The organism is Oerskovia sp. Root918, assembly GCF_001428945.1.
Taxonomy (GTDB): Bacteria; Actinomycetota; Actinomycetes; order Actinomycetales; family Cellulomonadaceae; genus Oerskovia; species Oerskovia enterophila.
In genome coordinates, this window is record NZ_LMJG01000005.1 from 1 (window position 1) to 24,001 (window position 24,001).

A 24,001-nucleotide genomic window follows, 5' to 3' on the forward strand; every position below is an offset into this window, starting at 1 on the left:
ACCGTCACACCATTGCTCAACACGAAGAACACCACGAACTGACCGTCACACCATTGCTCAACACGAAGAACACCACGAACTGAGCCAACCCCGGCCGACGCTCCGCGAACGACGACCACCCCACCCGCAACCGACCGAACGGGGACCGAGGGCTCGTCGTCGGCGATGGTGCCGTGGGGGGAGTGCTCACTGCGTTGTGCTCCTTGCTGACAGGACGCCGAGGACGACTCGTCCGTGCGCCTGATCCGGACACGAGGGCCGCGACTGCTGCGGTCGACCCCTCGTCGTGGGGACTGCGGCGACACCCGTCCGCGGGGACAGGGCGTCGTCGGCAGTCAAGCACCGGATCACCAAGCGCTCACGGCCCTGTGCACAACCTGTCGCTCGGGGCGCATGATCTGTCGTCGGACGCCCCCGTCCGGCACGCGTGACGACCCCACGTGCTCGGAGCGAGGCACGACTGTCGACACGAAGGGGCCGACCGGTCGGCTCCCCGAGGGGGGCCGACGGGCCGGCCCGTCGTCGTCCTGACCGCTACCGTTCGTCTCAGACGACGGGCTGCTCGTCGCGTTCCTTGAGCGCCTGGGCCACGGCCTCGGCGACCTTGCGCTCGTCGCTCGCGCGCCGCCGTCGGGCACCCCGCCGCTGCAGGACGACGCCCCCGACCACCAGGACGAGCAGCGCGAGCGCGGACCACGGCACGGCGAAGGTGGACGCCGAGCCCGTGGCGGGCGCGACCGGCAGGGGCGCGGCGTCGGCCGCGCCGATCGCTGTCACGACCTCCGCGGAGACCGTGACCGAGCCCTTGACCCGGCCCAGGGGCCAGACGCCGTCGACCGTCACGGTCCGCGTCAGCGACGTGCCGGGGAGCATCTCGGGGAGGTCGACGCGCGGTGCGCTCTGCGCGCCCGCACCCCACGGCCCGGCGACGCGCACGGACTGGCCGGGGGCCAGACGCGTGTTGCCGTCGTTCGTGACCGTGAACGTGACGACCGCGCTGCCCGCGGCGAAGGGGTTGAGGGTGCCGTCGTAGGTGACCGACACGTCGTCGACCACGACGGCCGGGACCAGGTCGCCCGCGACGCGCAGGTGCATGCGCGAGCCGAGGCGGCGGTCGACGCTCACGCCCTCCGCGTTCTCGACGAGCAGCGAGGACACGACGCCCGCCGCGTAGTCGCCCGGCGTCGCGTCGGCGGGGACGGTCACGGTGAAGGGCACGACCGCGGTGCCACCGCCCTCGATCGTGACGTCCTCGGCCTCGAACGTGACCCACGAGCCGAGCGCCTGCGACTCCTCGCCCGCGGGCAGCAGGTCGAGCTCGCCGGCCTCGGTCATGTACCCGTCGGCCGCGTAGACGCGGAACGTCAACGGCCCCTCGGTGTAGTTGGAGACGATGATCGCGTCGTCGAGGCTCGTCCCGGGGTCGAGGCCGTAGGCGTAGTTGGGGCGGTCGGTGCCGTGCACGGTGTCGGCGGGGCGCACGCCCCAGGTGACCGGGGTGGTCACCGCGGGAGCCTCGGGCTCGGCGGGGGCGTCCGGCGCGGGCGCGGCGGGATCCACCTGCCCGACGGCGGCGCTCACCGCGTGCGGGAGCGCGGCGGTCCGCGCGGGGGCGGACGAGGCGACGGCCGAGGCGGTCGGGGCGACCAGCGAGACGAGCAGGCCCACGACCAGGGTCACGGCCAGCACGGCGAGGAGCCACAGCGCGTGGCTGGAGGCAACTTCCCGCTGCGCGTGGCTGTGGCCGTTCTCCCGCTGATGCGCACGCACGTTGCGCTGCGCCGAGCGCGGGTCCTGCGTCGCCTGCGCGGCCGGGCTCGCGCCGTCGCGCGCGGCCGGGAGGGAGAGGTGCTGGGTCGCCATGGTCGTGCCTGCTTTCGTGGGTTCCGACCGAGAGTAGCCGGGCGGTCCGTCGCGTCGGGACGGCCGTCCGTGGCCCCTCAGGAGAGCTGCCCGTCAGGAGGGCGGCCGGTCAGGAGAGCTGTCGAACGGTGGTGCCGGCTGGCCCGCGGAGAAACGGGCCGGCCGGCACCACGATCACTCGCGACTAGCTGAGCGCCGTGAGCGTCAGCGTCGCGTTGTACGTCCCCTCGTTCACCGTGAGCGGGAGCTTCAGGTCGAGCTCCGCCCCGATGACCGCGGAGCCGCGGGCGTGCCCGGCCTCCGCGCTGCCCAGGGTGCGGGCGACGGACAGGCCGTCACCCTCGACGAAGCCCGAGGCGACGGCCGCACCCGCGACCGCTCCGCCGTCGTTCTCCTGGAGCGCGGGCGTCCAGCCGAGGTACTTGCCGGACACCGTCTCGCCGCCCGCGACGAAGTCGCCGACCTGTGCGGACACCGACCACGCCGGGGCGTTGATGCGGGTGTCCGTGACGCGGACCGGGACGAGGTCGCCCGAGGCCGCGAAGTGGTCGCCCTGCTCCTCGGCCACGCCCAGGTCGACGAGGCCCGAGGAACCCTCGAGGCTCCACGTGAGCTCGCCCGGACGGGGCTCGGGGATCACGACGGCGACCGACTGGTCGCTCGCCGCGAGCGCGCCGGGGGCCGTGCCGGTGAGGTCGCCCTCGACCGAGCCCGCGGTGTTGCCCGGACCGAAGTTCGCGGCAGGTGCGTTGTCCGCGAGGCGCACGGCCCCGTGGACCGTGGTGCCCGCGACCTGGAGGTTCGCGGTGTTGCCGGTCAGGACGAGGTCCCCACCCACCGTGTTGCCCCACTGGTCCGCCGACCCGTCGCTCGTCGCGCCGATCAGCGCGTCGCGCGACGTACCCGTCACGGACAGGCTGCCGCCGACGACCGCGCCGCCGACGCTCACGCCGAAGTCGCTGTCCCCGAGCGTCACGTCGCCGCCCACGCTCGTGCGCAGCAGGTCGACGTACGTCGCGGCCTGCGTCGAGAGGTTGCCCGAGATCTTCGAGTCCGAGATCTCGACGTCGACCCCGCCCGCCGCGACGCTGCCGGCCACGCGCAGGTCGTACAGGTAGAGGAACCCGACGCGCGAACCGGCGGTGTACGAGCTGATGTCGCCACCCACGCTCGCCCCGTCGATCAGGACGCCGTACGCGTCGGTCGCGACGACGTCACCCTCGATGACGGCCTCGGTCGCGTCGAGCCACGCGTCGTCGCCGACCGTGATCGAGCCCTGGACCGTGGTCCCTCCGAGGACGCAGGTCGCTCCCGCGGGGACGACCAGGTCGCCCGCGACGACCTGGTCGTCGAGCTCGGTCGTGCAGCTCGTGACGGCGGCGTGCGCCGCTGGTGCACCGACCGCGATCAGCGCGAACGCTGCGGCAGCGGCTGCTGAAACCTTCCACTTCATGGCGAATCTCCTGTTTTCTCGGTGGTTCAGCCGCGAAGGCCGTAGATGGAGGTGTAGCTGCGCCGTGCGTTGCCCAGGGAGTTCAGGGGGTTCGGCGGCGCGGCGACCGAGCTGGCGTTGTCCTGCTCGAACAGGCCGAAGTGCTGGCCACGCGTGCGCAGCTGCGACAGGAAGGCCTGGTAGTCGATGTTGCCCTCGCCGAACTCGATGATGTCGTAGCCGTTGGCGCTGCCCGTGTTGGTCTTGCCGTCCTTGAGGTGGAGCATCGGGAAGCGGCGCGGGTCGCGCTTGATGTAGTCGATGGGCTCGAAACCGGGGTACTTGTGCTTGCCGACGTGCGCCCAGAAGACGTCCATCTCGAAGAAGACGAGCTCGGGGTCGAACTCGTCCCACAGCAGGTCGTACACGCGGCGCGTCGGGTCGTCCGTGGTGAAGCGGAACTCGCCGTCGTGGTTGTGCGCGTAGAGCTTGAGGCCTGCGGCCTTGGTCTTGACGCCCATCTGGTTCCACGTGTTCGCCGCGGCGGTCCACGCAGCCACGGTCGGGGTGTTGTTGATGGGGCCGCCCTGACCGATGTGCGGCATCCCGAGGATGAGCGCCTTCTCGATCTCGGCGTCGATGTTGCCCGGGTTGAGGGTCGCGTGCGTCCCGACGGCCCGCAGGCCGTTGTCGTCGAGCAGCTGGCGGATCTCCGGGATGGTGATCGGGCCGACGTTGCCCTGCGTGTAGCCCGCGAACTCGACCTCGGAGTAGCCGATGTCGGCGAGCTCCTCGAACACGGCCCGGAAGCCGAGCGAGCTGACCTTGTCGCGCACCGTGTAGAGCTGGATGCCGATGCGGTTGACGGGGACGAGGCGGTTGCGGCCGCTGCTCGGTGCTGCGGCGACGCCGCCCAGGGCGGACGCCGCGGTCGGGCCGATCGCCGCGCCCACACCGACGGCGACCGTCGAGGCCGCGAGGGCCTTGAGCAGGTTCCGCCGGCTCATCGGGCGAGCCGGGATGGACTCGTGGTGGTGCTCGTGTGAACTCATGTCTCTCCTTCGAGGTGAGGTTCGGTGGCCCGGGGCGCGAGCCCCGGGCCACCACGTGCCTAGTTGCGGACGGTGAGGTTGAGCGACGTCGCGCTCTTGGTGACGCCGGTCGAGCCCTGGTAGGCGATCTCGACCTTGTAGGTGCCGACCTCGGGGAGCTTCGGGAGCGTCACGACGACGTTGCCCTCGGCGTCGAGCGTCCCGGTGCGGGTAGCGACCGTGGCGTTGTTGCGCTTGACCGTGACCGTGACGTCGCCCGTGGCGACGACACCGGTCGAGCTCTCGACCGAGATGGTCGCCTTGGCGGCGATCGACGGCTTGACCGGGTTGGGCGAGACCGAGCCCGAGACGGTCGAGGACGCCGCGGCGACCGTGAGGCGCACGGTCGACGAGGACTTCTTGAAGACCTGGTCGGCCTGGTAGCTCGCCTTGAGGGTGTGCGTCCCGACGGCGAGCGACGGGTCGAGCGCGACCGTGGCCACGCCGTCGACGAGGGTCCCGCGACCGACCTCGGTGTCGCCCGAGGTGAGGACGACGTCGCCGGACGGCGTGCCACCCTCGCCCGTGACGGTGACCGTGGCCTCGCCCGGTGCCCCGTACGAGACGCGGGCTGCCGGCACGGCGACCTTGGTGACCGACGAGACCGTGGGCTCGTTCGGCGCCGCGAGGTCGATCGTGAAGGAGACCGACCCGACCGTGGAGACGTTGCCGCCCGTGTCGGTCGCGCGGTACTGCAGGTTCCGCACGCCGTTGGTCGTGAAGTTGACGCTGTACGCACCGCTGGCCGCGGCCACGTTCGTCCAGGACTGGCCGTTGTTGGTCGAGTACTGGACGCTCGCGAGAGCGCCGTCGTCCTTGACGTCGAGGTTCATGCGCACGGCCTTGTTGTAGACGCCGCCGACGCCCGTGGGCGCTGCCGGGTCGAGCGTGTGCTTGATCGTCGGCGCCTTGACGTCACCGACGCCCACACCCTGGAAGTCGAACGAGTCGACGGCCAGCTCGTTGGCCGAGGTCACGAACAGCGTGCCCGAACCCTGCGGGGCGTTCGTGAACGGCACCGTGACCTCCTTCCAGCCTGCGCCGGCGGGGATCTGGGCCGTGGCGAACGGCGCGGCGTCGGCCGCACCCCAGCGGAGCTGGAGCTGTCCGCCACCGTTGGCGACGACCTTGACGCCCGTGATCCCGGCGAAGTTCACCGGGCTGTAGGACAGGTGGTCGCCGTTGCCGAGGCCGCGGATCGCCTGACCGGCACCCGCCGTCTCGTCCTCGTACGCCACGACGCCCTTGCTCTTGGCGTGCTCGGCCTGCTGGACGAACGGGTTCAGCTGGACGGTCGCCTCGCCGGGAGCGGCGGGCAGGCCGTTGTGGCCGTTGTCGGTGTAGGAGACGACGACCGCGCCGTAGATGTGCGCGCCCTCACCGTGCTGCGGCGAGTCGGGCGACGTCTTCCAGGCGCCCGTGCAGCCCGTGCCCGAGACCTCGGGGTGGGCGTGCTCGTCGTGGCCCAGACCGTAGGTCCACGCCACGCGGTTGCAGGCCGTCGCGGTGCCGTCCTCGGCGTCCTGCGTGGAGACCTTGAAGGGAACTGCCTGGCCCCAGCTGAAGAACGAGCCGTCACCGGGGTAGTCGACCGTGACCACGGGGGCCTGGTTGCCGACCGAGATGACCTTGGAGGTCAGCGTGAACTTGCCCTTGGCGTCGGTGACGCGCAGGCGGGCGTTGTACTGACCGAGGGTCGTGTAGGTGTGGCTCGCGGTGATCCCCGTGGCGTCGAACGTGCCGTTGCCGTCGAAGTCCCACTGGTAGGTGAGGGCGTCGCCGTCGGGGTCGCTCGAGCTGCTCGCGTCGAAGGCCGCGGTGAGCGGGGCCTCGGACGACGAGGTGGGGGTCGCGGTGAAGCGGGCCTGGGGCGCCTTGTTGCCCTCGGCGTAGGACACCTTGTAGAGGCCGGCGTCCGGGTTGGCGCGGAAGAAGCCGTCGCCGTAGTCGAGCACGTAGAGCGAGCCGTCGGGCCCGAACTCCATGTCGATCATGTTGTCGTTGAGCGGCTGCGCGTTCTTGGCGAGCTCGGCGTTGGGCGTGAAGTCCTCGATGTGCGTGACCTCGTAGGTCTCCCAGTCGACCGTGAAGGCCGCGAGGTAGTCCTGCGAGAACTCGCCGAAGAACGCCTTGTTGTCCCAGTACTCGGGGAGCTTGGACGTCGAGGGGTTCTCGGCGTCGTAGTGGTAGACGGGGGCTCCCATGGGGGCCTGGCCGCTGCCGGTGCCGAAGTTCACGAGCTCGTCCCACGGCTGGTCGCCGGGGCGGTCACCGTAGTAGAGCGTCGCGGCACGGGCCGGGGGCAGGTCGACGAGGCCCGTGTTCCAGCGCGAGTTGTTCTTGAGCGCGGCCGGGTCGAAGAACGCCCCGGGGGTGCTCGTCGCGAAGTTCCACTCGTTGTAGGGCGCGTTGGGGCCGTGCACGTAGGGCCAGCCCGCGTTGTGCGGGTCGTCGAGGCTCACGGTGTTCCACTCGACGTAGCCCATGGGGCCACGGTTCGGGTCGGCGTTGGCCGCGTCGGGGCCGTAGTCGCCCCACGAGAGGCTGTTCGTCTCGGGGTCCACGTCGATGCGGAAGGGGTTGCGGACGCCCATCACGAAGATCTCGGGGCGGGTCTTCTCGGTACCGACCGGGAAGAGGTTGCCCTCGGGGATCGTGTACGTGCCGTCGTCCTGGACCTTGATCCGGAGGATCTTGCCGCGCAGGTCGTTGGTGTTGCCCGCACCGCGACGCGAGTCCAGGCCGGGGTTCATCCCGGGGGCGTCGTTGTTGGGCGCGAAGCCGTTGGCCCCGGGCGCGCTCGCGGGGGTGTTGTCACCGCTCGACAGGTAGAGGTTGCCGTCGGCGTCCCAGTCCATGTCCGCGCCGACGTGGCAGCACTGACCGCGCTGGACCTCGATGTCGATGATCTTCTGCTCGGAGGCCAGGTCGAGACCCGTGCCCGTCCACTTGAACCGGGAGAGCCGGTTGACGCCCTTCCACTGGTCCCAGTAGCTCTCGTCGGCGCCTGCCGGGAGGGTGTTGGGGGCCGAGCCGGTCGGGGTCCCGCTGAGCGGTGCGTAGGAGAGGTAGACCCAGCCGTTCTCCGCGAAGTTCGGGTCGATCCCGATGCCCTGGAGACCGTCCTCCGAGTTCGCGTACACGGGGATCTTGTTGGTGATGGAGGTGATGCCGGTCTCGGGGTCGGTGAGCCGGACGTCGCCGTTGCGGGCGGTGTGCAGGATCTTGCCGTCGGGCAGGATCGCCAGGTCGATGGGCTCGCCGACGTCCTTGGTCAGCAGGATCTTCTCGTAGTTGGACCAGTCGAGCGCGGCCTCCGCGCCGGGCTCTGCGCCGTGGTCGACGCCGTCGTGGGCCGTCGCCGGGCCGGTTGCGGCCGCGAGCCCCGTCAGGGCCAGGACGCCCGCGAGAGACGCGGCGACCACCCTTGATCTCGCGGTCCTTCGTGCAGGAATAGACTTCACAGTGATGCAGCTCCTCATGGGGGTTCATCGCCGGACCGGGCCACCGCTCGCTGCTGAGACAGCGGGATCACGGGTGGTCCGGTCTTTTTGTGTCTCGTGGCGGTGGCTCCCCGGGCACTCCCGCCCTCGCCACCGTCGTCGTCCTCCCCTCGCCGTCGAGTGGTGGTGTTCTCCGTCATCACTGACAGGTGGCACCGACTGGTCACCGGTCGCCCGGCAGGATGAGCGCTCACACTGCTCGAGCGATCCGGAAGATCCTGGAATGCGATGTATCTACCTGCTACTACGGCGGTCTTCCTCGACCACCTGGTAGGAATCTAGGCCGACTTCTATCGCCTGTCAATCAAAAGTTGAAACCTACCGCTCAGTAGTAGTGCACAGTTCCCCCCGGCCTGCACGCCGAGAAGGTCCGTTCGCTCTCAGGCCTCGCCCGTGACGAGCCCGGACCGGTACGCGAGGACCACGAGCTGAGCCCGGTCACGGGCCCCGAGCTTCGACATCGCACGGTTCACGTGCGTCTTGGCCGTGAGCGGCGTGACGTGCAGCCTCACCGAGATGTCGTCGTTGCTCATCCCCTCCGCGACCAGCAGGACGACCTCGCGCTCACGGCCGGTGAGCGACCGGAACGCCTCACCGTCGACGCTGGGACGCGGCTCGGTCGTGACCGCCCGCGCGATCAGGCTCCGGGTGGCCTGCGGGGACAGGAGCGAGTCACCCGCCGCGACGGTGCGCACCGCGTCCACGAGGACCTGCGGGCGCACGCCCTTGCCCAGGAACCCGGCAGCCCCGGCACGCAGCGCACCGATCACGTGCTCGTCGTCCTCGAACGTCGTCAGGACGAGCACGTGCACGTCGGCGAGCGCGGGGTCGCCGACGATCTGCGCGGTCGCGGAGATCCCGTCCGTCCCCGGCATCCGGAGGTCCATCACGACGACGTCCGGTCGCAGGTCCCGCGCCAGCTCGACCGCCCGGGCCCCGTCGGCCGCCTCCCCCACGACCTCGATCCCCTCGCTCACCCCGAGCAGCGCGGCGAAGCCCGCCCGGATGAGCTCCTGGTCGTCGACGACGAGCACACGGACGGTCACGGGGCCTCCTGGGTGGCGGGTCGCACGGCATCGGTGGTGCCTGCCCGGGCGGACCGGTCGGCGGTCATCGCGGGCACAGGCATGGGCACGGGCAGCGAGACCCGGACGATCCAGGAACCCGCGCGCGAGCCCGTCTCGACCGTGCCGCCGACCGCGGCGACCCGCTCGCGGAGCCCCACGAGCCCCAACCCGCTCCCGTGCGCGGCGACAGGACCGGACACGCCGACCGCACGCTTCTGGCCGGCCGCGCCGTCGGAGCCGACCGCCGTCCGCGACGGCAGAGGGTTGACCACCTCGACGACGACCGAGTCCGCACCGTGCACCACGCTCAGCTCCGCCCGCCCGGTGCCGTACCGGTGCGCGTTGGTCAACGCCTCCTGGACCACCCGGAAGACCGTGAGGTCCAGCACCGGTGACAGACTGCGCGGGACACCGACGGTCCGCTCGACGACCTCGAGGCCCGTGGACCGCGCCTCGTCGAGGAGGCCCGGAAGGCCGGCCAGCCCCGGCGCGGGGGCGGAGGCACCTGGTTCGTCGGCGTCGCGCAGGAGGTGCAGGAGCGACGACATCTCGGACAGGACCCGCTCCCCCGCATCGCGCGCGTGCCCGATCGCCTCCCGGGCCAGGTCGGGACGCTTGTCGAAGAGCGCCTCGGCCGCACCCGCCTGCACGCTGATGACGGCCGCGTGGTGCGCGACGACGTCGTGCAGCTCGCGGGCGATGCGCAGCCGCTCCTGGGTGACCCGCCGAGCGGCCTCTGCCTCCCGGGACTCCTCGGCGCGCACGGCACGGTCGCGCGCCGCCGCGACGACGGCGCGCTGCGCGCCGATCGCCGCGCCCAGCGCCGCCGCGAGGACGATCAGGACCACGACCAGCACGACGTAGGACCCGAACGGGTCCTTGCCGCCCACGAGGACGAGCACGGCCGGGTACGCCACGATCATGGCCAGCGTCGCGCAGGCCGCCTCGCGCCGCCCTGCGTACGCGGCGACCGAGTAGGTCGCGACGAGCCCGGGGGCGAACGCGAACGACGAGTCGGCGTCGATCGCCGCCGATCCGACCATCGCGGCCAGGGCCACGCCGACCGCGACCGACGGGTGCGCCCGACGCCACACGAGCCCCGCGCACGCGACCACGAGCGCGACGACCGAGGCCACGGTGCTCGCGTACCTCTCGGGGGCGACGACCTGGGGCACCGCGAGCACCAGGAGCACGACCAGTGCCCCGACGGCGTCGCGCGCCGTCACGGGAAGCCCGCCCCAGCGCGCGGCCGGGCGGGCGAGCCGCGCACGGTGCGTCCCGGTCGGTCGCGCGCGGTCTGGTTCCACCGTTCGACGATACCTGCGGACCTGAGCCGCGCGGCGCATCCACGCAGGTCGGGCGGCTGCTGCGGACGCAGTACGTGCGTACCCAGGGAATCGTCAGTGCGGCCGACGGCCGACGCGCTCGTCCGGGAGAGACTCGGTTCATGGGGACGCACGAACCGTCTCGGCCAACGGTCGACGGCGTGTCGCGCCCCACCAGCTCTTCTCGACGATTCCCAGTGATTGGCTGAAGCCATGATGGTGCTTCTTCTCAACGTTCTCGGCGCGGTCCTGCTCGCCGCAGGCTTCTACGCCGCCTGGCGGCTGGCTCCGCAGCGCCCTGACGCTCCCCCGGCCCGGTGGTACCCCGACCCGGCCTCGAAGGCCGCGCGCCGTCGCTTCTGGGACGGCGAGGCCTGGACGGCCCGCGTCACCGCGGGCACCGAGGCGGCGAACCGCGGCCACCACTTCCGCGGCCGCTTCTGGGGACGGTGGGTGTGGCCGCTCGTCGGTGCGGGCGTCGTGCTCCTCGCGGGGACCACGCTCTACCGGTCCACCGAGAACGTGCACGTCATCGCCGTCACGAGCTTCCTGGCCATGGCGCTGGTCTGCTGGGCCTTCTACGGGTTCGTGGCCCGACAGCTCGCGCTGCCCGAGGTGATCGGGCTCGGGCAGATCGTCGCGGTCGCGGTCGCCTCGGCCGGGGCGACGTTCCTCGTCGGCCTGAACCTCAACGACCTGACCGGCTCCATCGGTGGGATCTCGCTCGCGACGGCCCTGGTCGGCCTGACCGAGGAGACCTCCAAGCTCCTCGTCCCGATCGCCCTGTTCCTGCTCGGCACCTACCGCAACCCGCGGGCGGGCGTCGCGATCGGCCTGGCCTCCGGGTTCGGGTTCGCGATCGCCGAGACCACGCTCTACGCCTACCAGACGGCTGCGGCGTCCGGCCCGGACTTCTGCGGCGGAGACACTCCCGCCGTCACCACGGGCACGGTCATCGCGGCACAGGTCGCTCGGATCTTCGGGGTCTCGCCGTTCCACTGGCTCTTCACGGGCATCGCGGTCGCCATCGCGTGGCGGGCCTGGCACCTGTACGGCCGCAAGGGGACGCCCGCCGCGCTCGGCGGGATCCTGCTGGTCATGGTGGTCCACTCGCTCAACGACACCTCGGCCACGCTCGGGTGCGGCGAGCCCACGGTCCAGTCGCTGCTCGCCATGCTGCGCTACGTCCTGGTGATCGTCATGTACCTCGTGTTCAAGGCCTGGGCCCGCAAGCACACTCCCCCGCAGATGATCGGGGCCGTCAGCACGGGATGGACCCCCAAGCACCTGGGCGAGCAGAGCGTCCCGGCCGACGAGGCGCCGGCCGAGGACTCCCCCGCCCGCGAGCCGGCCGACGGCTGAGCCGCACGCGACGTCCGGTAGTGTCCCGGGGTGCACACGACCCTCGGACCCCTGGACGACGTCGTCGCGCACCTCGGGCACGTCCCTCGCCGCGTCCTCGTGGCCGGCGTGTCGGGCTCGGGCAAGACGACGCTCGCGCGACGGCTCGCCGCGCGCCTCGACCTGCCGTGCACCGAGATCGACGCGCTCTTCCACGGCCCCGCCTGGACTCCCCGGGCGACGTTCGTCGAGGACGTGCGTGCCGTCGTCGGGCAGGAGGCGTTCGTCACGGAGTGGCAGTACCGCGCCGTGCGCCCGCTCCTGCTGGACGAGGCCGAGCTCGTGGTGTGGCTCGACCTGCCCACCGCGACCACCATGCGTCAGGTCGTGGCACGCACCGTGCGCCGGGCCGTGCACCGGGAGGTGCTGTGGAACGGGAACGTCGAACCGCCGCTCTGGACGATCTTCACGGACCGTGACCACATCGTCCGGTGGGCGTGGTCGACGCGCCGCTCGTTGCGCGACCTCCCGGCGGTCGTGGCCCAGCAGGACCCGCCCGTCGCGCTCGTGCGGCTGCGGAGCCGGCAGCAGGTCGAGACCTGGGTCAGACGGCTTCCTGCTCCACCCAGTCGCTGAGCGCCTCGACGATCCGGACGTCCCCGTCCAACCAGTCGACGCTCCCCCACTCGCCCGCGGGAAGCCAGCGCAGGGCGTCGTGCTCGACCAGGGGCTCGGGCTCTCCGTCGACGATGCGCGCGAGCCACAGGCGCATGACGTGCCGGTCCGTGATGTTCCAGCCGCCGTCGTCGGGGCCGAGGAGCTCTGCACCCAGCTCGACCTGCACGCCCAGCTCCTCACGGAGCTCACGGTGCAGCCCGTCGACGGGGGTCTCCCCCGGGTCCACCTTGCCGCCGGGGAACTCCCAGCGACCGGCCAGCTCCACAGGCCGCGAACGGCGTGCGGCGAGCAGGAGGCGGGGCGTGGCGAGGTCGTCGACGACGGCCGCAGCGACCACGAGTCGGCGGAGAGTCATACGCGGAGTGTTTCACGCCCGGTGTGACGGCACGTGACCCTGCACGTGTCCGGCTGGTCACACGGCGCGACGACGCGCCTCACGACCCTGCTGGACCCGCTGCCCCGCCGACACGTGTCGGCGGGCTTCGATGCTGATCCTCGTCGAGGCTCAGCGGATCCCGGCGGCCTTGGCCCACTCGACCGCTTCGGCCCGGGTCGAGACGCCGAGCTTGCGGTAGAGGCTGCGCACCTGCGACTTGACGGTGTTGCGCGTGACGAAGAGCTTGGTGGCGATCTGCTCCAGGGTGATGTCCTCGGAGAGGTTCGACAGCACCACGTGCTCACGACGGGTGAGCGTGGCGGGGAGCTGGGGTGCGGGCGACTCGGTCCGGGCCAGTTCGATGATGCTCATGCTTCCTCCAGATGCTGACCAGTCTCTCCATCGCGTCATGGATCGATCCGGTGCCTTGCTGCTACTGGGAGAGATGGCCCAGCGGGCGATTCATGACGCGGTTTTTCACCCTCAATCTCGGACGCCTTGCTGAGCGGCACCTTCTCACTCTCGCTAGGGTGCATTCCCGCAGGTCAGCGCGATATCTTCCCGAGACTGCCCGTCGCAGGTGATATCTCCCATGTGCCCTAGATCACCCTCCCCGTGTTGCGACAAGAAATGTGACCCGTCTCACAGTGTGTGCCGACCGGGGCCGCCTCACAAGCCGAGCGAGCCCCGGACAGCACGGAGGGCCGGTCCCGCGACGAGGTCGCAGACCGGCCCTCCGGGGCGCGTCCGAGGATGCGAGGAACGAGCACGGCGACACGTCGGGCGGGGAGTCGCCCGCCGGTCACCGCGTCGTCCGACGGCGGTGAGTCAGCCGCCGACGAGCGCGCTGTACTCCTCGGCGGTGAGCACGGGGCCCGTCTCGGTCACGTCGACCTTGATGAGCCAGCCCCCCGCGAAGGGCTCCGCGTTGACGAGCGACGGGTCGTCGATCGCTGCCTGGTTGACCTCGGCCACGGTGCCGGTGACCGGGGAGTAGAGCTCGGAGACCGACTTGGTCGACTCGACCTCGCCGATCACCGAACCGGCCGTGACGGTCGCCCCGACCTCGGGGAGCTCGAGGTAGACGATGTCGCCGAGGGCCTCGGCCGCGGTGCTCGTGATGCCGATGACGGCCGGGGTCGAGGCGTCGAGCCACTCGTGCTCGGCGGTGTACTGCAGGTTGCCGGGGAAGTCGGCCATGGGAGCTCCTGGTGTGCTGGTGCTGGTGCGGGTGCGGAAGAGGCGGGCCCGGGGGCCCGTCGAACGAGGTCGGTGCGCTGCGCGGGATCCGGTCAGGACGCCTGGGGACGACGGTAGAACGGCATGGGCACGATCACCACCGGCTCCTCGCGCCCACGGACGTCGACCGCGAGCTCGGTGCCCTCGGCACTGAACTCGGGGGTCACGTAGGCCATCGCGATCGGGTACCCGAGCGTGGGCGAGGGGGCCCCGGAGGTCACGAACCCGATCTGCACGTCGGGGTCCTTGCCCGGGATCACGACGGCGTACCCCGCGCGGGCGGGGCGCTTGCCGAGCCCGCGCAGGCCCACGAGCACGCGCGCCGGCTGTGCGCCCTTGCGCGACGCGAGCGCGGCGCGGCCGACGAACTCGAGCGGGTTGCCCTCGGCGTCGACCTTGTCGAGCTTGACGACGCGCCCGAGCCCCGCCTCGTAGGGCGTGGTCGTGGTGTCGAGCTCGTGGCCGTAGAGGGGCATGCCTGCCTCGAGGCGCAGCGAGTCGCGGGCCGAGAGGCCTGCCGGGACCAGCCCCAGGGGCTCCCCCGCCGCGAGAACGGCCCGCCACAGCTCACGCGCGCGCTCGGCCGGGACGAACAGCTCGAAGCCGTCCTCCCCCGTGTAGCCGGTGCGTGCCACGAGCGCGTCGATCCCGGCGACCTGGGCGGTGAGCGACGCGTAGTACTTCAGGTCCTTGACCACCTGTACATCCTCCGCCGCCACGAGCGAGGTCACGATCTCCTCGGCGCGCGGGCCCTGTACCGCGATGAGCGCGGTCTCGGCGGCCTGGTCGGTGACGGTCGCGTCGAGGCCCGCGCAGCGACGGACCAGCTCCTGGGTCACCAACGGCGCGTTCCCGGCGTTGGCGACGACGAGGAACGTCTCCTCGGCCAGGCGGTAGACGACCAGGTCGTCCAGGACCGAGCCGTCCTCGGCGCAGATCATGGTGTAGCGCGCACGGCCCACGGCCACGGCCGAGAGGTTGCCGACGAGCGCCCGGTCCAGGGCTGCAGCAGCCTGCGGCCCGCTGACCTCGATCTCCCCCATGTGGGACAGGTCGAACAGCCCGGCGGCCTCGCGCACCGCGCGGTGCTCGGCCAGGTCGCTCGTGTAGCGCAGCGGCATCTGCCAGCCGCCGAAGCTCGTGAGCGAGGCGCCCAGGGCGACGTGCTCGTCGTGGAGCGGGCTGAGGCGGTCAGCGACCGGGGTGTGCTGCTCGGACTCCGTCATGGTGATCCTCTCGGGGGAGCCGGAGCCTGCGTGACCTCTGCGTCACGCTCTCCGACGGGGCGGGGAAGGGCGGGGTGGGCCCGGGGTCGTCCGGAGCGGCGCGACCCTGGGGTCGCGCCGGTCCGGTCGGCCTCAGGAGTACGACTCGATCGGGGGGCAGGAGCACACGAGGTTGCGGTCACCCCGGGCACCGTCGATACGGCGCACGGGGGGCCAGTACTTGCCGGTGCGCAGCGAGGCCAGCGGGTAGGCGGCGACCTCACGCGAGTACGGCTTGTCCCACGCGTCCGAGACGACCGCGGCGGCCGTGTGGGGCGCCCCGCGCAGCGGGGACTCCTCGATGCCCCAGGCGCCCGCGGCGACCTGGTCGATCTCGGCCTTGATCGCGACCATCGCGTCGACGAACCGGTCGAGCTCGGCGAGGTCCTCGCTCTCGGTCGGCTCGACCATGAGAGTGCCCGCGACGGGGAACGACAACGTCGGGGCGTGGAAGCCGTAGTCCATGAGGCGCTTGGCCACGTCCTCGGCCGTGACTCCGGTCTGCGCCGTGATGCCGCGCAGGTCGAGGATGCACTCGTGCGCGACCAGGCCCGTCTCGCCCGTGTAGAGCACGGGGAAGTGCTCGGTCAGGCGGCTGGCCAGGTAGTTCGCGGCGAGCACGGCCGTCTTGGTCGCGGCCTCGAGCCCGTCGGGGCCCATGAGGGCGACGTACGCGTAGGAGATCGGCAGGATGCCCGCCGAGCCGAACGGAGCGGCCGAGACGGGCGAGGCCCCCTCGCCCGTGAGCGGGTCTCCCGGCAGGAACGGCACCAGGTGCTCGGCCACCGCGACGGGCCCGACGCCGGGGCCGCCTCCGCCGTGCGGGATGCAGAAGGTCTTGTGCAGGTTCAGGTGCGAGACGTCGCCGCCGAACTCTCCCGGGCGGGCGAGCCCGACGAGCGCGTTGAGGTTCGCCCCATCGATGTACACCTGACCACCAGCGGCATGTACAAGGTCGCACACCTCGCGCACGTGCTCCTCGTAGACACCGTGCGTCGAGGGGTAGGTGATCATGATCGCCGCGACCTGGGGGCCGTGCTGCTCGAGCTTGGCGCGCAGGTCGTCGAGCTGGACCTCGCCCTTCTCGGACGTCGCCACGACCACGACGCGCATGCCCGCAAGGGCAGCCGAGGCCGCGTTCGTACCGTGCGCCGACGCGGGGATGAGGCACACGTCGCGCCCGTCCTCGCCGCGCGAGCGGTGGTAGTCGCGGATCGCGAGAAGGCCCGCGAACTCGCCCTGCGACCCGGCGTTGGGCTGGACCGAGACGCCGGCGTAGCCCGTGATCTCCGCGAGCTGCGCCTTGAGCCCGTCGATCAGCTCGGCGTACCCGAGAGCCTGCTCTGCCGGGACGAACGGGTGCATGTCCGCGAACTCGGGCCACGAGATGGCCTCCATCTCCGCGGTCGCGTTGAGCTTCATGGTGCACGAGCCGAGCGGGATCATGGTCCGGTCGAGCGCGAGGTCCTTGTCCGAGAGCGAGCGCAGGTAGCGCAGCATCGCGGTCTCGGAGCGGTGCCGGTGGAAGACCGGGTGCGTCAGGTAGCCGGTCGTGCGCAGCACGTCGGCCGGCAGCACACTGCCGCCGCCCTCGAACTCGAGGTCCTGGCCTGTGGCGAACACCTCGACCAGCGCGAGGACGTCGTCGGGCGTCGTCGTCTCGTCGCACGCGATCTGTACATGATCTGCGTCCGGGTTGTACACGTTGATGCCGGCATCGGCGGCAGCGGCGACGAGAGCCGCCGCGCGGCCCGGGACCACGGCCGAGACCGTGTCGAAGAAGACGTCGTGCCGGACCTCGACGTCCGCGGCGCGCAGGCCGTTGGCGAGCGCCACAGCGCGCGAGTGGACGCGCTCCGCGATCTCCCGGAGCCCCGCGGGCCCGTGGTACACCGCGTACATCGACGCGACGATCGCGAGCAGAGCCTGCGCGGTGCAGATGTTGCTCGTGGCCTTCTCGCGGCGGATGTGCTGCTCACGGGTCTGCAGCGCGAGCCGGTAGGCCTGGTCGCCGTCGGCGTCGACCGAGACGCCGACCAGACGACCCGGGAGCGAGCGCTCGAGCCCCTTGCGGACCGCCATGAACGCCGCGTGCGGGCCGCCGTAGAAGAGCGGGACGCCGAAGCGCTGGGCCGAGCCCACCGCGACGTCTGCGCCGAGCTCGCCCGGCGAGACGAGCAGCGTGAGGGCGAGCAGGTCGGCGGCGATCGTCACCAGACCGCCCCGGTCCTTGGTCTCGGCGACGAGCGGCCGCAGGTCCCGGACCACGCCCGAGGCCCCGCTCTGCTGGAGCACCACGCCGATGAGCTTCTCGTCCGCGGCACCGGCCGCCGCGAGGCCGGCCGCGAGCCCCTGGGACAGGTCCACGACGACCACGGGCAGACCGACCGACTCGGCCCGTGCACGCGTCACCGCGACGGTCTGGGGGAACAGCTCGGCGTCGAGCGCCACGACGCCGGCCCCGCCCTTGGCCGCGCGCCACATGAGCGCGACGGCCTCGGCGACCGCGGTGGCCTCGTCGAGCAGCGACGCGTTCGCGACCTCGAGGCCCGTGAGGTCCAGGACCACGGTCTGGAAGTTGAGGAGGGCTTCGAGGCGCCCCTGCGAGATCTCGGGCTGGTACGGCGTGTAGGCCGTGTACCAGGCGGGGGACTCCAGCACGTTGCGGCGGATCACCGGGGGAGTGATGGTCCCGTAGTAGCCGAGCCCGATCATCTGCGTCTTGACGACGTTCTTCGCGGCGATGGCCCGCAGGTCCGCGAGGACCTCGGACTCGGTGCGCGCGGCCGGCAGGTCGAGCGGGCGGTCGGTGCGGATGGAGTCCGGGACCGCGGCGTCGACCAGCGCGTCGAGCGAGTCGTAGCCGAGCTCTGCGAGCATCACCGCGACCTCGCCCGTGGGGACGTCGCTCGAGCCAGCAGCGACCGGTCGGGGGCCGATGTGGCGGAACGGGAAGTGCGCGCGGTCGAACGCGTCGCTGGACTGCTGGGTCACGGAGGTCTCCGGGGGTCGGCGAGGAAGACGGCGGCGGGCTCGGGAGCCCACCCGTTCCTCCCCGCTCTGTCATCGGACGCGCAGCGTCGACCTGAGAGTTTTGCCGGTCCGCCATGGTCCTCGCGGACCCGGGGCGCGCCGGCTTGCACCGTCGGTAGGGGACTCTCCCACCCGAGAGGGGAGGTGGAGTCACCGCTTTCCAGAGTTGCCTCGCCACCGCGGTACGTCGGCCTGAGAGTTTCTCGGGGAGGAGTTGCTCCTTCGGCGCCGACCTCACCCTGAGGTGGCCGGGCTCTCCCGCAGTGGTTCGAGCAGCAGTATGTGGTTGTGGTCGTGCGGGTCCCAGCCTAGCGGTCGGCGTGGGCGTGCGGCGAGGCCGGTCGGTCGGTGGTCTCCTGCACGACGACGGAGCGCACCGTCGCGAGCCGGGTCACCGCGCGCTCGAGCGCCCTCGCCCGTCGCGGGGTCGCCCGGAAGGTCACGTGGATGGTCCCGGCGTCACCGTCGCCGTCGACGGCTCCCGTCGTGAGCGAGTCGAAGCTCACGCCACGCGTCGAGAACACGCCGGCGAGAGCCGTGAGCGTCCCTGGCCGGTGCAGTCCTCGGACCTGGGCGGCCCACGAGGGCTCGGTCGCGGGGGAGCCGTCCAGGGTGCCGGTGTCCTCCCGGTCGCCTCCGACACCCGCAGCGTCCTCCGTGTTCCCGGCACCCTCAGGGTCCGCGGCGCCGCCCGCGCGACCAGCGCGCCCGGCCTCCCCGGGCTCCCCGCCCCGCGACGCGTCCTCGATCCCCGCCGACCGCAAGGACGCCCCCACGGCCGCCGCCGCTCCGTGCAGGCGGCGCGACTCGTCGTCGGGCAGGGGGTCCAGGAGGACGCGCGTCCAGCCCTCGGGGCCCAGCACGAGCGGTACCCCCAGGACGCCCCGCACGGGCTCGCCCGCGAGCGACACCTCGCCGTCGAGGGCGACCTGGCCCGCGACGACGGTCTCGCGCCCGTCGAGCACGACCTCGACCAGGTCGGCCGTCGCGGCAGCCGTCGCGGTCGCGGTCTTGGCACCGCTCTGGTGCGTCATCCACGGGCGGGCGACGAGCCGCAGGTCCGCGGGCCACGTGTCGACGAGCCGGTAGGCCGCCCCGACGTCGACCGCCGCGACCTCGACGAGCTCGGCCTGGGCCGCGGCGACCTCGCGCGGGAAGCCGTCGAGCGTCCGGCCGCGGCGCAGGTGGCGCAGGGTGCGTTCGCGCTCGGCCGGGTCCTGCCCGCTGATGCGGACGGTCGACCACAGCGGGACGGCGTCCTCGCCGTGCTGCCCCGCGACGAAGCCGCCCACGCGGTGCCGCCGCACGCCCAGCTCAGCGGCGATCTCGCGCCGGAAGCGCAGCGTGTCGAGCCACGCGCCCATCCCGACCACACGGTGCGCGCCGAGGGTCCGGGCCATGACCGCGACGCCCACCTCGACGGGGTTCGACACGACGATCACGACCTCGTGCCCCGAGCCGTGCCGGGCGATCGCGTCGGCGTACCCGGCGAAGACCTCGCGGTTGCCGAGCGCGAGGCGGGTCCGGTCGAGCGAGGCTCCCGCCCGTGCGGGGGACGTGGCGCCCGCGGCGACGACGATCACGTCGGCCACGACGTCGTCGGGGGAGTGGGCCACGTCGATCAGGGGTGCGTGCTCGTCGTAGGCGTCCACGAGGTCCGCCCGCAGGCCGTGGACAGCGCGGCCCGACGCCCCGTCGGGGCGTCCGACGAGCTGGAGGCGGGAGGTCGTGGGCAGGATGCGCCGCTCGACGAGCTGCGTGCACACCTGCCGCCCGACGTCCCCGGTCGCGCCGAGCACTGCAACGTCCATCCGAGCAGGCTACGTCGCAGGCGTTTTGTCCGCAGTGCGGCACCGGGAGGGCGCGGCCCTCACGCCCGACGGCGCAGCGTCCGCCCGCCCGCCGCCACCAGGACTCCGGTGGCCGTCAGGGCGAGCCCGACCGCGAGCAGGGCGCCCACGTCGAGGCCCGTGGCCGCGAGGTGCGCAGGTGCCGGACGCGGGGTGGAGGGTCCGTCGTCGGGCACGGTGCCCCCGCCGGGCGGACCGCCCGGGTCGACGGGCGGTGTGACGGGCGGGTCGACGGGTGCGTCGACCGGGGTGACCGCGAAGTCCTGGTCGAGCCGGGACTCGCCCGCGCTCGTGAGCGTCACGGCGCTCTCGACCGGCCCGCCGGCCGTGTAGCCCTCGGGCACGGTCAGCGCGATCGTGTAGTCCCCCGGCGGCAGGCCGTCGACGAAGTAGGTCCCGGCGTCGTCGGTCGTCAGCGGGACGTCGCCGTCGGGACCGCTCACGAGCACCTCGGCACCGGGGACGGGCGCCCCCTGGTCGTCGGTGACCGTGCCACCGATCGCACCGGGGCGCGCGAGCGCGAAGTCGACGCCGGTCACGTCGTCGGACCCGACGGTCACGGCGCGAGCGCCCGTCCCGTCGACCGTGAACCCCGCCGGGGGAGCGACCGAGACCGTGTAGGGGCCCGTGGGGAGCTGATCGAACCGGTAGGTGCCGTCCGCGCCCGTGACGGCGCTGCCCGTCGCGCCGCCCGGACCCGTGAAGGTCACGACGGCCCCCGGCACACCGGTGCCGCCCGCTGTCACGGTCCCGGTGAGGGACGGGAAGGTGGGAACGACGAAGTCCTGGTCCGTGATCGGCACCTCCGAGCCCGGGGGGACGTCGATCGTGAGGGGCGGGGGAGTCACGGGGAAACCCTCGGGGAGCGCGAGCGTGATCGTGTGCGGCCCGGCGGGCACGTCGTCGATCAGGTAGGCGCCCTGCGAGTCCGTCGTGGTCGTGAGCGGCGAACCGCCCGGGACGTCGATCGTGACGGTCGCGCCAGGCACCGGGATCCCCTCCTCGGTGCGGACCGTGCCGCTCACGGGGACGGGCACGATCTCTCGGACGAGGAAGTCCACGCCCGTCGCGTCCGTGTCGGCGAGGTCCGCGGGGAGCCGGAAGGGTCCCTCGACGATCAGCCCCGGCCCGTCCGGGTCAGGCGGCGGGGTCGCCTCGACGGTGTAGCCGTCGGCCGCGGTGAAGCCGAGGAACGAATAGGTCCCGTCGTCGCCCGAGGTCGTCGTCGCGAGCCGGGCACCGTCGGGGGAGAGGAGCGTGAGCGTGGCACCGGTCAGCGGGCCGACGCCCTCCAGGGTGACCGTCCCCGACACGTCGCGAGCCAGCGACGCGAACCAGGTCTGGTAGACCGGGAAGCCGGACCTCCGCAGGAACTCGAACGTGAGCGACGTGACGGGCACGGTCGGCTCGAACCAGGCCGACGCGCCGGACGTGTCGCTCGCCGTCGCGTTCCCGACGAGCACCCCTGTGGCGGGGTCCCACGTGGGCACGTCGGTGCCCGTGCACGACGGGCTCGGCGTCACGGCGCAGTAGTTGAAGCTGCTCCGGAAGCCCAGCTCGGCACCCGTGAGGAGCCGGCCCCCCGTGCCTCGAGCCGTGATCGTGACCTGGTCGGCGTCGATGTCGCCCAGCACGAACGTCCACCCGCTCGCCGGGGTCGGGCGCTCGAACGTGTACGTCGTGGTCGACGGCGCGGTCGGCGAGTCGGCACGCGGCCGGAGGTTCAGGTACGGCTGACCCTGGCTCGAGCCGTACTTCGCCCCCACGGGCGTCGTCGCGCTGAGCCACGAGCTCGCACCCGACTGGACACCCACCTGACCGGCCCGCGAGTCGCTCGTGACGGCTGCGGCGGGGAACCCTCCGGCAGGCAGGCGCATCGTGCTCGTGAAGCTCCCCCCGCTGCCCGTGAGCGGGTCCCAGGCGGCCCAGCCGGCCGTGGTCGCGGCTCCCGCCGGGGCAGCAGCGAGCAGAGCGAGGGGGAGCCCGAGCAGCACGGCCAGAGCCGCAGCGAGGAGGGCGGACGTGCTTCGCGAGAGGCGCACAGGAGAACGGTAGGAGACGAAGCCCGACCGCGCGCGCCGACCGTTTCCCACACGATCTCCACGACTCTCCCCACTGACCCGCGCACGGCCACGGGGCGCGCCTCCTCGGCCGCGCAGGTCCGCCGGGAAGGATGAGGTGCTCACCTCGTCGTGCGCGTGCGACGGGGATCGTCGCGAGCGCCCCGAGGGGGAATCACCCGGTATGGACAGCAGTACTCAGGCCCAGCAGTCGACCAGCACCTACGTCCCGCGGCACCTCGCCGAGCCCGACGCCGTCCCGGCCGGGGCGGACACCCCCGTCGACCCGCGGTCGAGCAGGTGGGACCGGTCGGTCAGCACCCTCACGCGCCTGCTCGACGAGCTGACGGTCCTGGACGACGGAGAGCTCGCGGTGGCTGTGCGGTGAGGTGATGTGCGGTGCGGTAGCGCCGTGCCTCAGCCCAGCTCGATCGCCGAGGCGCACGCGACCATCTCGTCGATGACCGCGTTCACGACGGGGCGCGGCTCGTGCCGGGTCGCCCGGTGGCGCGCGACGAGCCGCCGCGAACCCAGCCCCGGCAGCGGGACGACCGTGACGCCGTCGGGCATCTCTCCCTGGACCGCGAGCGCCGGGAGCATCGCGACGCCCTGCCCGGCCGCGACGAGCGCGAGAGCCACGTCGAAGTCGTAGTACGAGTGGCGCGTACGCAGCGTCGTGCCGAGCGTGCGCGACAGGCGCCGCAGGGCGCGGGCCGCGGCCGTCGTGGGCTCGGGACCCAGCCAGACGGCGTCGCGCACGTCGTCGAGCCGCGCGGGCGTGGGGAACGTCGCGGGGACCACGACGCGCCACGGCTCGTCGAGCAGCGGGACCTCGCGCATACCGCGCGGCGCGGGGGAGTCGGCATCCTCGTCACGTTCGAGCAGGACCACGTCCAGGTCGCCCGTGCGCAGCAGCCGGAGCGCGTCGGCGGGCTCGACCTCCTGGACGTCGAGCTCGACTCCCGGGTAGCGCGACTCGAGCGACGCGAAGGTCGGGCCGACGACCGCGCGGATGGCCGTCTGGAACGAGCCGACCGTCACCGTGCCCGTCATCTCCTCGCTCATCGCGACGATGGCCTTGCGGGCCTCGACCATCTCCGCCTCGATGCGCTCGGCCGCGTCCGCGAGGATGCGACCCGCGGGCGTGAGGGTTACGCCGCGGGGCCCGCGGTCGAGGACCTGGATGCCTTCCTCGGCCTCCAGACGTGCTATTTGCTGAGACACGGCAGAGGGCGTCACGTGGAGCAGGTCGGCCGCCGCCAGGACGCCTCCGGCCCGGTGCACGGCAAGCAGGAAACCAAGTCTTCGTGGGTCCGTGGCCATGTAGAGATACTAAACGGCCACGTCAGAGTTCTTCAATTGTGCTGAATGATTTTGGGGGTCACACTTGTGACGTGGCGCCGGCCGGTCCTCCTCAAAAGGGGCTGGCGCCCACGATCCCCCTGGCCGCTGCAGCGTCGCAGCTCCCACCAGGTCCCCCCTCCCCGATCCCTTCGTGACCCCTGCCCGGAGACCGCCATGTCCGCTTCCCCCTCCCTCGTCGACATGGTCGTGACCCCGCTCGGATGGGTCGGTGCGATCGCCGCGGTCACCGCGTACGCGATGGTCACGCGTGGCCGCTGGTCGGGGGACTCGCTGAGGTTCCAGCTCACGAACTTCGTCGGTGCCGGGCTCATGTGCCTGGTCGCCGCGGTCAACGGCGTGTGGCCGTCGGCGGTCGCGAACGTGGTGTGGATCGTGATCGGCGGACAGGCCATCGTGGTGCTCGTCAAGGCCCGACGGCGTCGCGCGGCCCAGGCGGTCGTCGTGCCTCTCGAGGTGCCCGCGACCCAGGTGCGCGCGGTCGACCTGGCGGCCTGAGGGTTCCTCGGTTCCTCC

General features: G+C 72.3%; 18 protein-coding genes and 1 riboswitch. Of the genes, 4 read left to right on the forward strand and 14 right to left on the reverse strand.

Going from position 1 to position 24,001, the window contains the following annotated elements:
* Positions 1 to 546: 546 nt before the first annotated feature.
* From ASE27_RS06835 to ASE27_RS06860, 6 genes are all read right to left on the reverse strand, one after another.
* Positions 547 to 1,863: a hypothetical protein gene (locus ASE27_RS06835; RefSeq protein ID WP_056647990.1), complete on the reverse strand. Its 1,317-nt coding sequence runs from the start codon at positions 1,861 to 1,863 to the stop codon at positions 547 to 549.
* Between the two features lie 184 nt (positions 1,864 to 2,047).
* Positions 2,048 to 3,316 carry a hypothetical protein gene (locus tag ASE27_RS06840; protein ID WP_056647993.1) on the reverse strand — a complete coding sequence of 423 codons (1,269 nt, stop codon included), beginning with the start codon at positions 3,314 to 3,316 and terminating at the stop codon, positions 2,048 to 2,050.
* A gap of 26 nt (positions 3,317 to 3,342) precedes the next feature.
* Positions 3,343 to 4,347: a TIM barrel protein gene (locus ASE27_RS06845; protein WP_068626708.1), complete on the reverse strand. Its 1,005-nt coding sequence runs from the start codon at positions 4,345 to 4,347 to the stop codon at positions 3,343 to 3,345.
* A gap of 59 nt (positions 4,348 to 4,406) precedes the next feature.
* A complete protein-coding gene (locus ASE27_RS06850) occupies positions 4,407 to 7,811 on the reverse strand; it encodes a PQQ-dependent sugar dehydrogenase (protein WP_235535375.1) in 3,405 nt (1,134 codons plus the stop codon).
* Positions 7,812 to 8,269: 458 nt separating this feature from the next.
* Positions 8,270 to 8,935, reverse strand: a complete 666-nt coding sequence (locus ASE27_RS06855) for a response regulator transcription factor (protein ID WP_056647997.1) — start codon at positions 8,933 to 8,935, stop codon at positions 8,270 to 8,272.
* On the reverse strand, positions 8,932 to 10,263 hold the full coding sequence (locus tag ASE27_RS06860) for a sensor histidine kinase (RefSeq protein ID WP_056648004.1): 1,332 nt from the start codon (positions 10,261 to 10,263) through the stop codon (positions 8,932 to 8,934). Before ASE27_RS06860 ends, ASE27_RS06855 begins: the two co-directional genes overlap by 4 nt.
* A gap of 231 nt (positions 10,264 to 10,494) precedes the next feature.
* On the opposite strand from ASE27_RS06860, the gene ASE27_RS06865 reads away from it, so the two are divergent.
* Together ASE27_RS06865 and ASE27_RS06870 are read left to right on the forward strand one after the other, a co-directional pair.
* Complete coding sequence (locus tag ASE27_RS06865; RefSeq protein WP_235535376.1) at positions 10,495 to 11,643, forward strand: PrsW family glutamic-type intramembrane protease; 1,149 nt, start codon at positions 10,495 to 10,497, stop codon at positions 11,641 to 11,643.
* Between the two features lie 30 nt (positions 11,644 to 11,673).
* Positions 11,674 to 12,258 carry an AAA family ATPase gene (locus tag ASE27_RS06870; RefSeq protein WP_235535377.1) on the forward strand — a complete coding sequence of 195 codons (585 nt, stop codon included), beginning with the start codon at positions 11,674 to 11,676 and terminating at the stop codon, positions 12,256 to 12,258.
* Here the strand turns inward: ASE27_RS06870 and ASE27_RS06875 are convergent.
* The 7 genes from ASE27_RS06875 to ASE27_RS06905 all read right to left on the reverse strand — a co-directional run bounded on the left by ASE27_RS06875 (position 12,227) and on the right by ASE27_RS06905 (position 22,105).
* Positions 12,227 to 12,655 carry a (deoxy)nucleoside triphosphate pyrophosphohydrolase gene (locus ASE27_RS06875; protein WP_056648005.1) on the reverse strand — a complete coding sequence of 143 codons (429 nt, stop codon included), beginning with the start codon at positions 12,653 to 12,655 and terminating at the stop codon, positions 12,227 to 12,229. The two genes, ASE27_RS06870 and ASE27_RS06875, sit on opposite strands and share 32 nt — an antisense overlap.
* A 150-nt stretch (positions 12,656 to 12,805) precedes the next feature.
* Positions 12,806 to 13,048 carry a helix-turn-helix transcriptional regulator gene (locus tag ASE27_RS06880; protein WP_056648008.1) on the reverse strand — a complete coding sequence of 81 codons (243 nt, stop codon included), beginning with the start codon at positions 13,046 to 13,048 and terminating at the stop codon, positions 12,806 to 12,808.
* A gap of 456 nt (positions 13,049 to 13,504) precedes the next feature.
* A complete protein-coding gene (gene gcvH, locus ASE27_RS06885) occupies positions 13,505 to 13,876 on the reverse strand; it encodes a glycine cleavage system protein GcvH (RefSeq protein WP_056648015.1) in 372 nt (123 codons plus the stop codon).
* A 92-nt stretch (positions 13,877 to 13,968) separates the two neighbouring features.
* Positions 13,969 to 15,141 (reverse strand): glycine cleavage system aminomethyltransferase GcvT, encoded by a 1,173-nt coding sequence (gene gcvT / locus ASE27_RS06890; RefSeq protein ID WP_056648017.1) that lies wholly within the window; start codon positions 15,139 to 15,141, stop codon positions 13,969 to 13,971.
* A gap of 132 nt (positions 15,142 to 15,273) precedes the next feature.
* Positions 15,274 to 18,174, reverse strand: coding sequence for an aminomethyl-transferring glycine dehydrogenase (gcvP, locus tag ASE27_RS06895; protein ID WP_082608655.1), 2,901 nt, complete (start codon positions 18,172 to 18,174; stop codon positions 15,274 to 15,276).
* Positions 18,175 to 18,383: 209 nt separating this feature from the next.
* Positions 18,384 to 18,484, reverse strand: a riboswitch (glycine riboswitch).
* Between the two features lie 37 nt (positions 18,485 to 18,521).
* Entirely contained in the window at positions 18,522 to 20,024 is a 1,503-nt protein-coding gene (locus ASE27_RS06900; RefSeq protein ID WP_056648020.1) for a lactate dehydrogenase, read from the reverse strand.
* 59 nt (positions 20,025 to 20,083) lie between these two features.
* Positions 20,084 to 22,105, reverse strand: a complete 2,022-nt coding sequence (locus ASE27_RS06905; protein ID WP_056648023.1) for a collagen binding domain-containing protein — start codon at positions 22,103 to 22,105, stop codon at positions 20,084 to 20,086.
* 202 nt (positions 22,106 to 22,307) lie between these two features.
* Here ASE27_RS06905 and ASE27_RS06910 point away from each other — a divergent pair, with 202 nt between their 5' ends.
* Complete coding sequence (locus tag ASE27_RS06910) at positions 22,308 to 22,511, forward strand: hypothetical protein (protein ID WP_068626690.1); 204 nt, start codon at positions 22,308 to 22,310, stop codon at positions 22,509 to 22,511.
* Between the two features lie 29 nt (positions 22,512 to 22,540).
* Here ASE27_RS06910 and ASE27_RS06915 read toward each other — a convergent pair whose 3' ends face one another.
* A complete protein-coding gene (locus tag ASE27_RS06915; protein ID WP_056648030.1) occupies positions 22,541 to 23,446 on the reverse strand; it encodes a LysR family transcriptional regulator in 906 nt (301 codons plus the stop codon).
* A 195-nt stretch (positions 23,447 to 23,641) separates the two neighbouring features.
* Between ASE27_RS06915 and ASE27_RS06920 the strand changes: the two genes are divergently transcribed.
* Positions 23,642 to 23,983, forward strand: a complete 342-nt coding sequence (locus ASE27_RS06920; protein WP_068706873.1) for a hypothetical protein — start codon at positions 23,642 to 23,644, stop codon at positions 23,981 to 23,983.
* Positions 23,984 to 24,001: the final 18 nt, after the last annotated feature.

Bases quoted from the DNA above. Each gene is read 5' to 3' on its own strand.
- ASE27_RS06835 (WP_056647990.1), bottom strand. From the start codon at position 1,863: ATGGCGACCCAGCACCTCTCCCTCCCGGCCGCGCGCGACGGCGCGAGC.
- ASE27_RS06840 (WP_056647993.1), bottom strand. From the start codon at position 3,316: ATGAAGTGGAAGGTTTCAGCAGCCGCTGCCGCAGCGTTCGCGCTGATC.
- ASE27_RS06845 (WP_068626708.1), bottom strand. From the start codon at position 4,347: ATGAGTTCACACGAGCACCACCACGAGTCCATCCCGGCTCGCCCGATG.
- ASE27_RS06865 (WP_235535376.1), top strand. From the start codon at position 10,495: ATGATGGTGCTTCTTCTCAACGTTCTCGGCGCGGTCCTGCTCGCCGCA.
- ASE27_RS06875 (WP_056648005.1), bottom strand. From the start codon at position 12,655: ATGACTCTCCGCCGACTCGTGGTCGCTGCGGCCGTCGTCGACGACCTC.
- ASE27_RS06880 (WP_056648008.1), bottom strand. From the start codon at position 13,048: ATGAGCATCATCGAACTGGCCCGGACCGAGTCGCCCGCACCCCAGCTC.
- gcvH (WP_056648015.1), bottom strand. From the start codon at position 13,876: ATGGCCGACTTCCCCGGCAACCTGCAGTACACCGCCGAGCACGAGTGG.
- gcvT (WP_056648017.1), bottom strand. From the start codon at position 15,141: ATGACGGAGTCCGAGCAGCACACCCCGGTCGCTGACCGCCTCAGCCCG.
- ASE27_RS06900 (WP_056648020.1), bottom strand. From the start codon at position 20,024: ATGGACGTTGCAGTGCTCGGCGCGACCGGGGACGTCGGGCGGCAGGTG.
- ASE27_RS06910 (WP_068626690.1), top strand. From the start codon at position 22,308: ATGGACAGCAGTACTCAGGCCCAGCAGTCGACCAGCACCTACGTCCCG.
- ASE27_RS06915 (WP_056648030.1), bottom strand. From the start codon at position 23,446: ATGGCCACGGACCCACGAAGACTTGGTTTCCTGCTTGCCGTGCACCGG.
- ASE27_RS06920 (WP_068706873.1), top strand. From the start codon at position 23,642: ATGTCCGCTTCCCCCTCCCTCGTCGACATGGTCGTGACCCCGCTCGGA.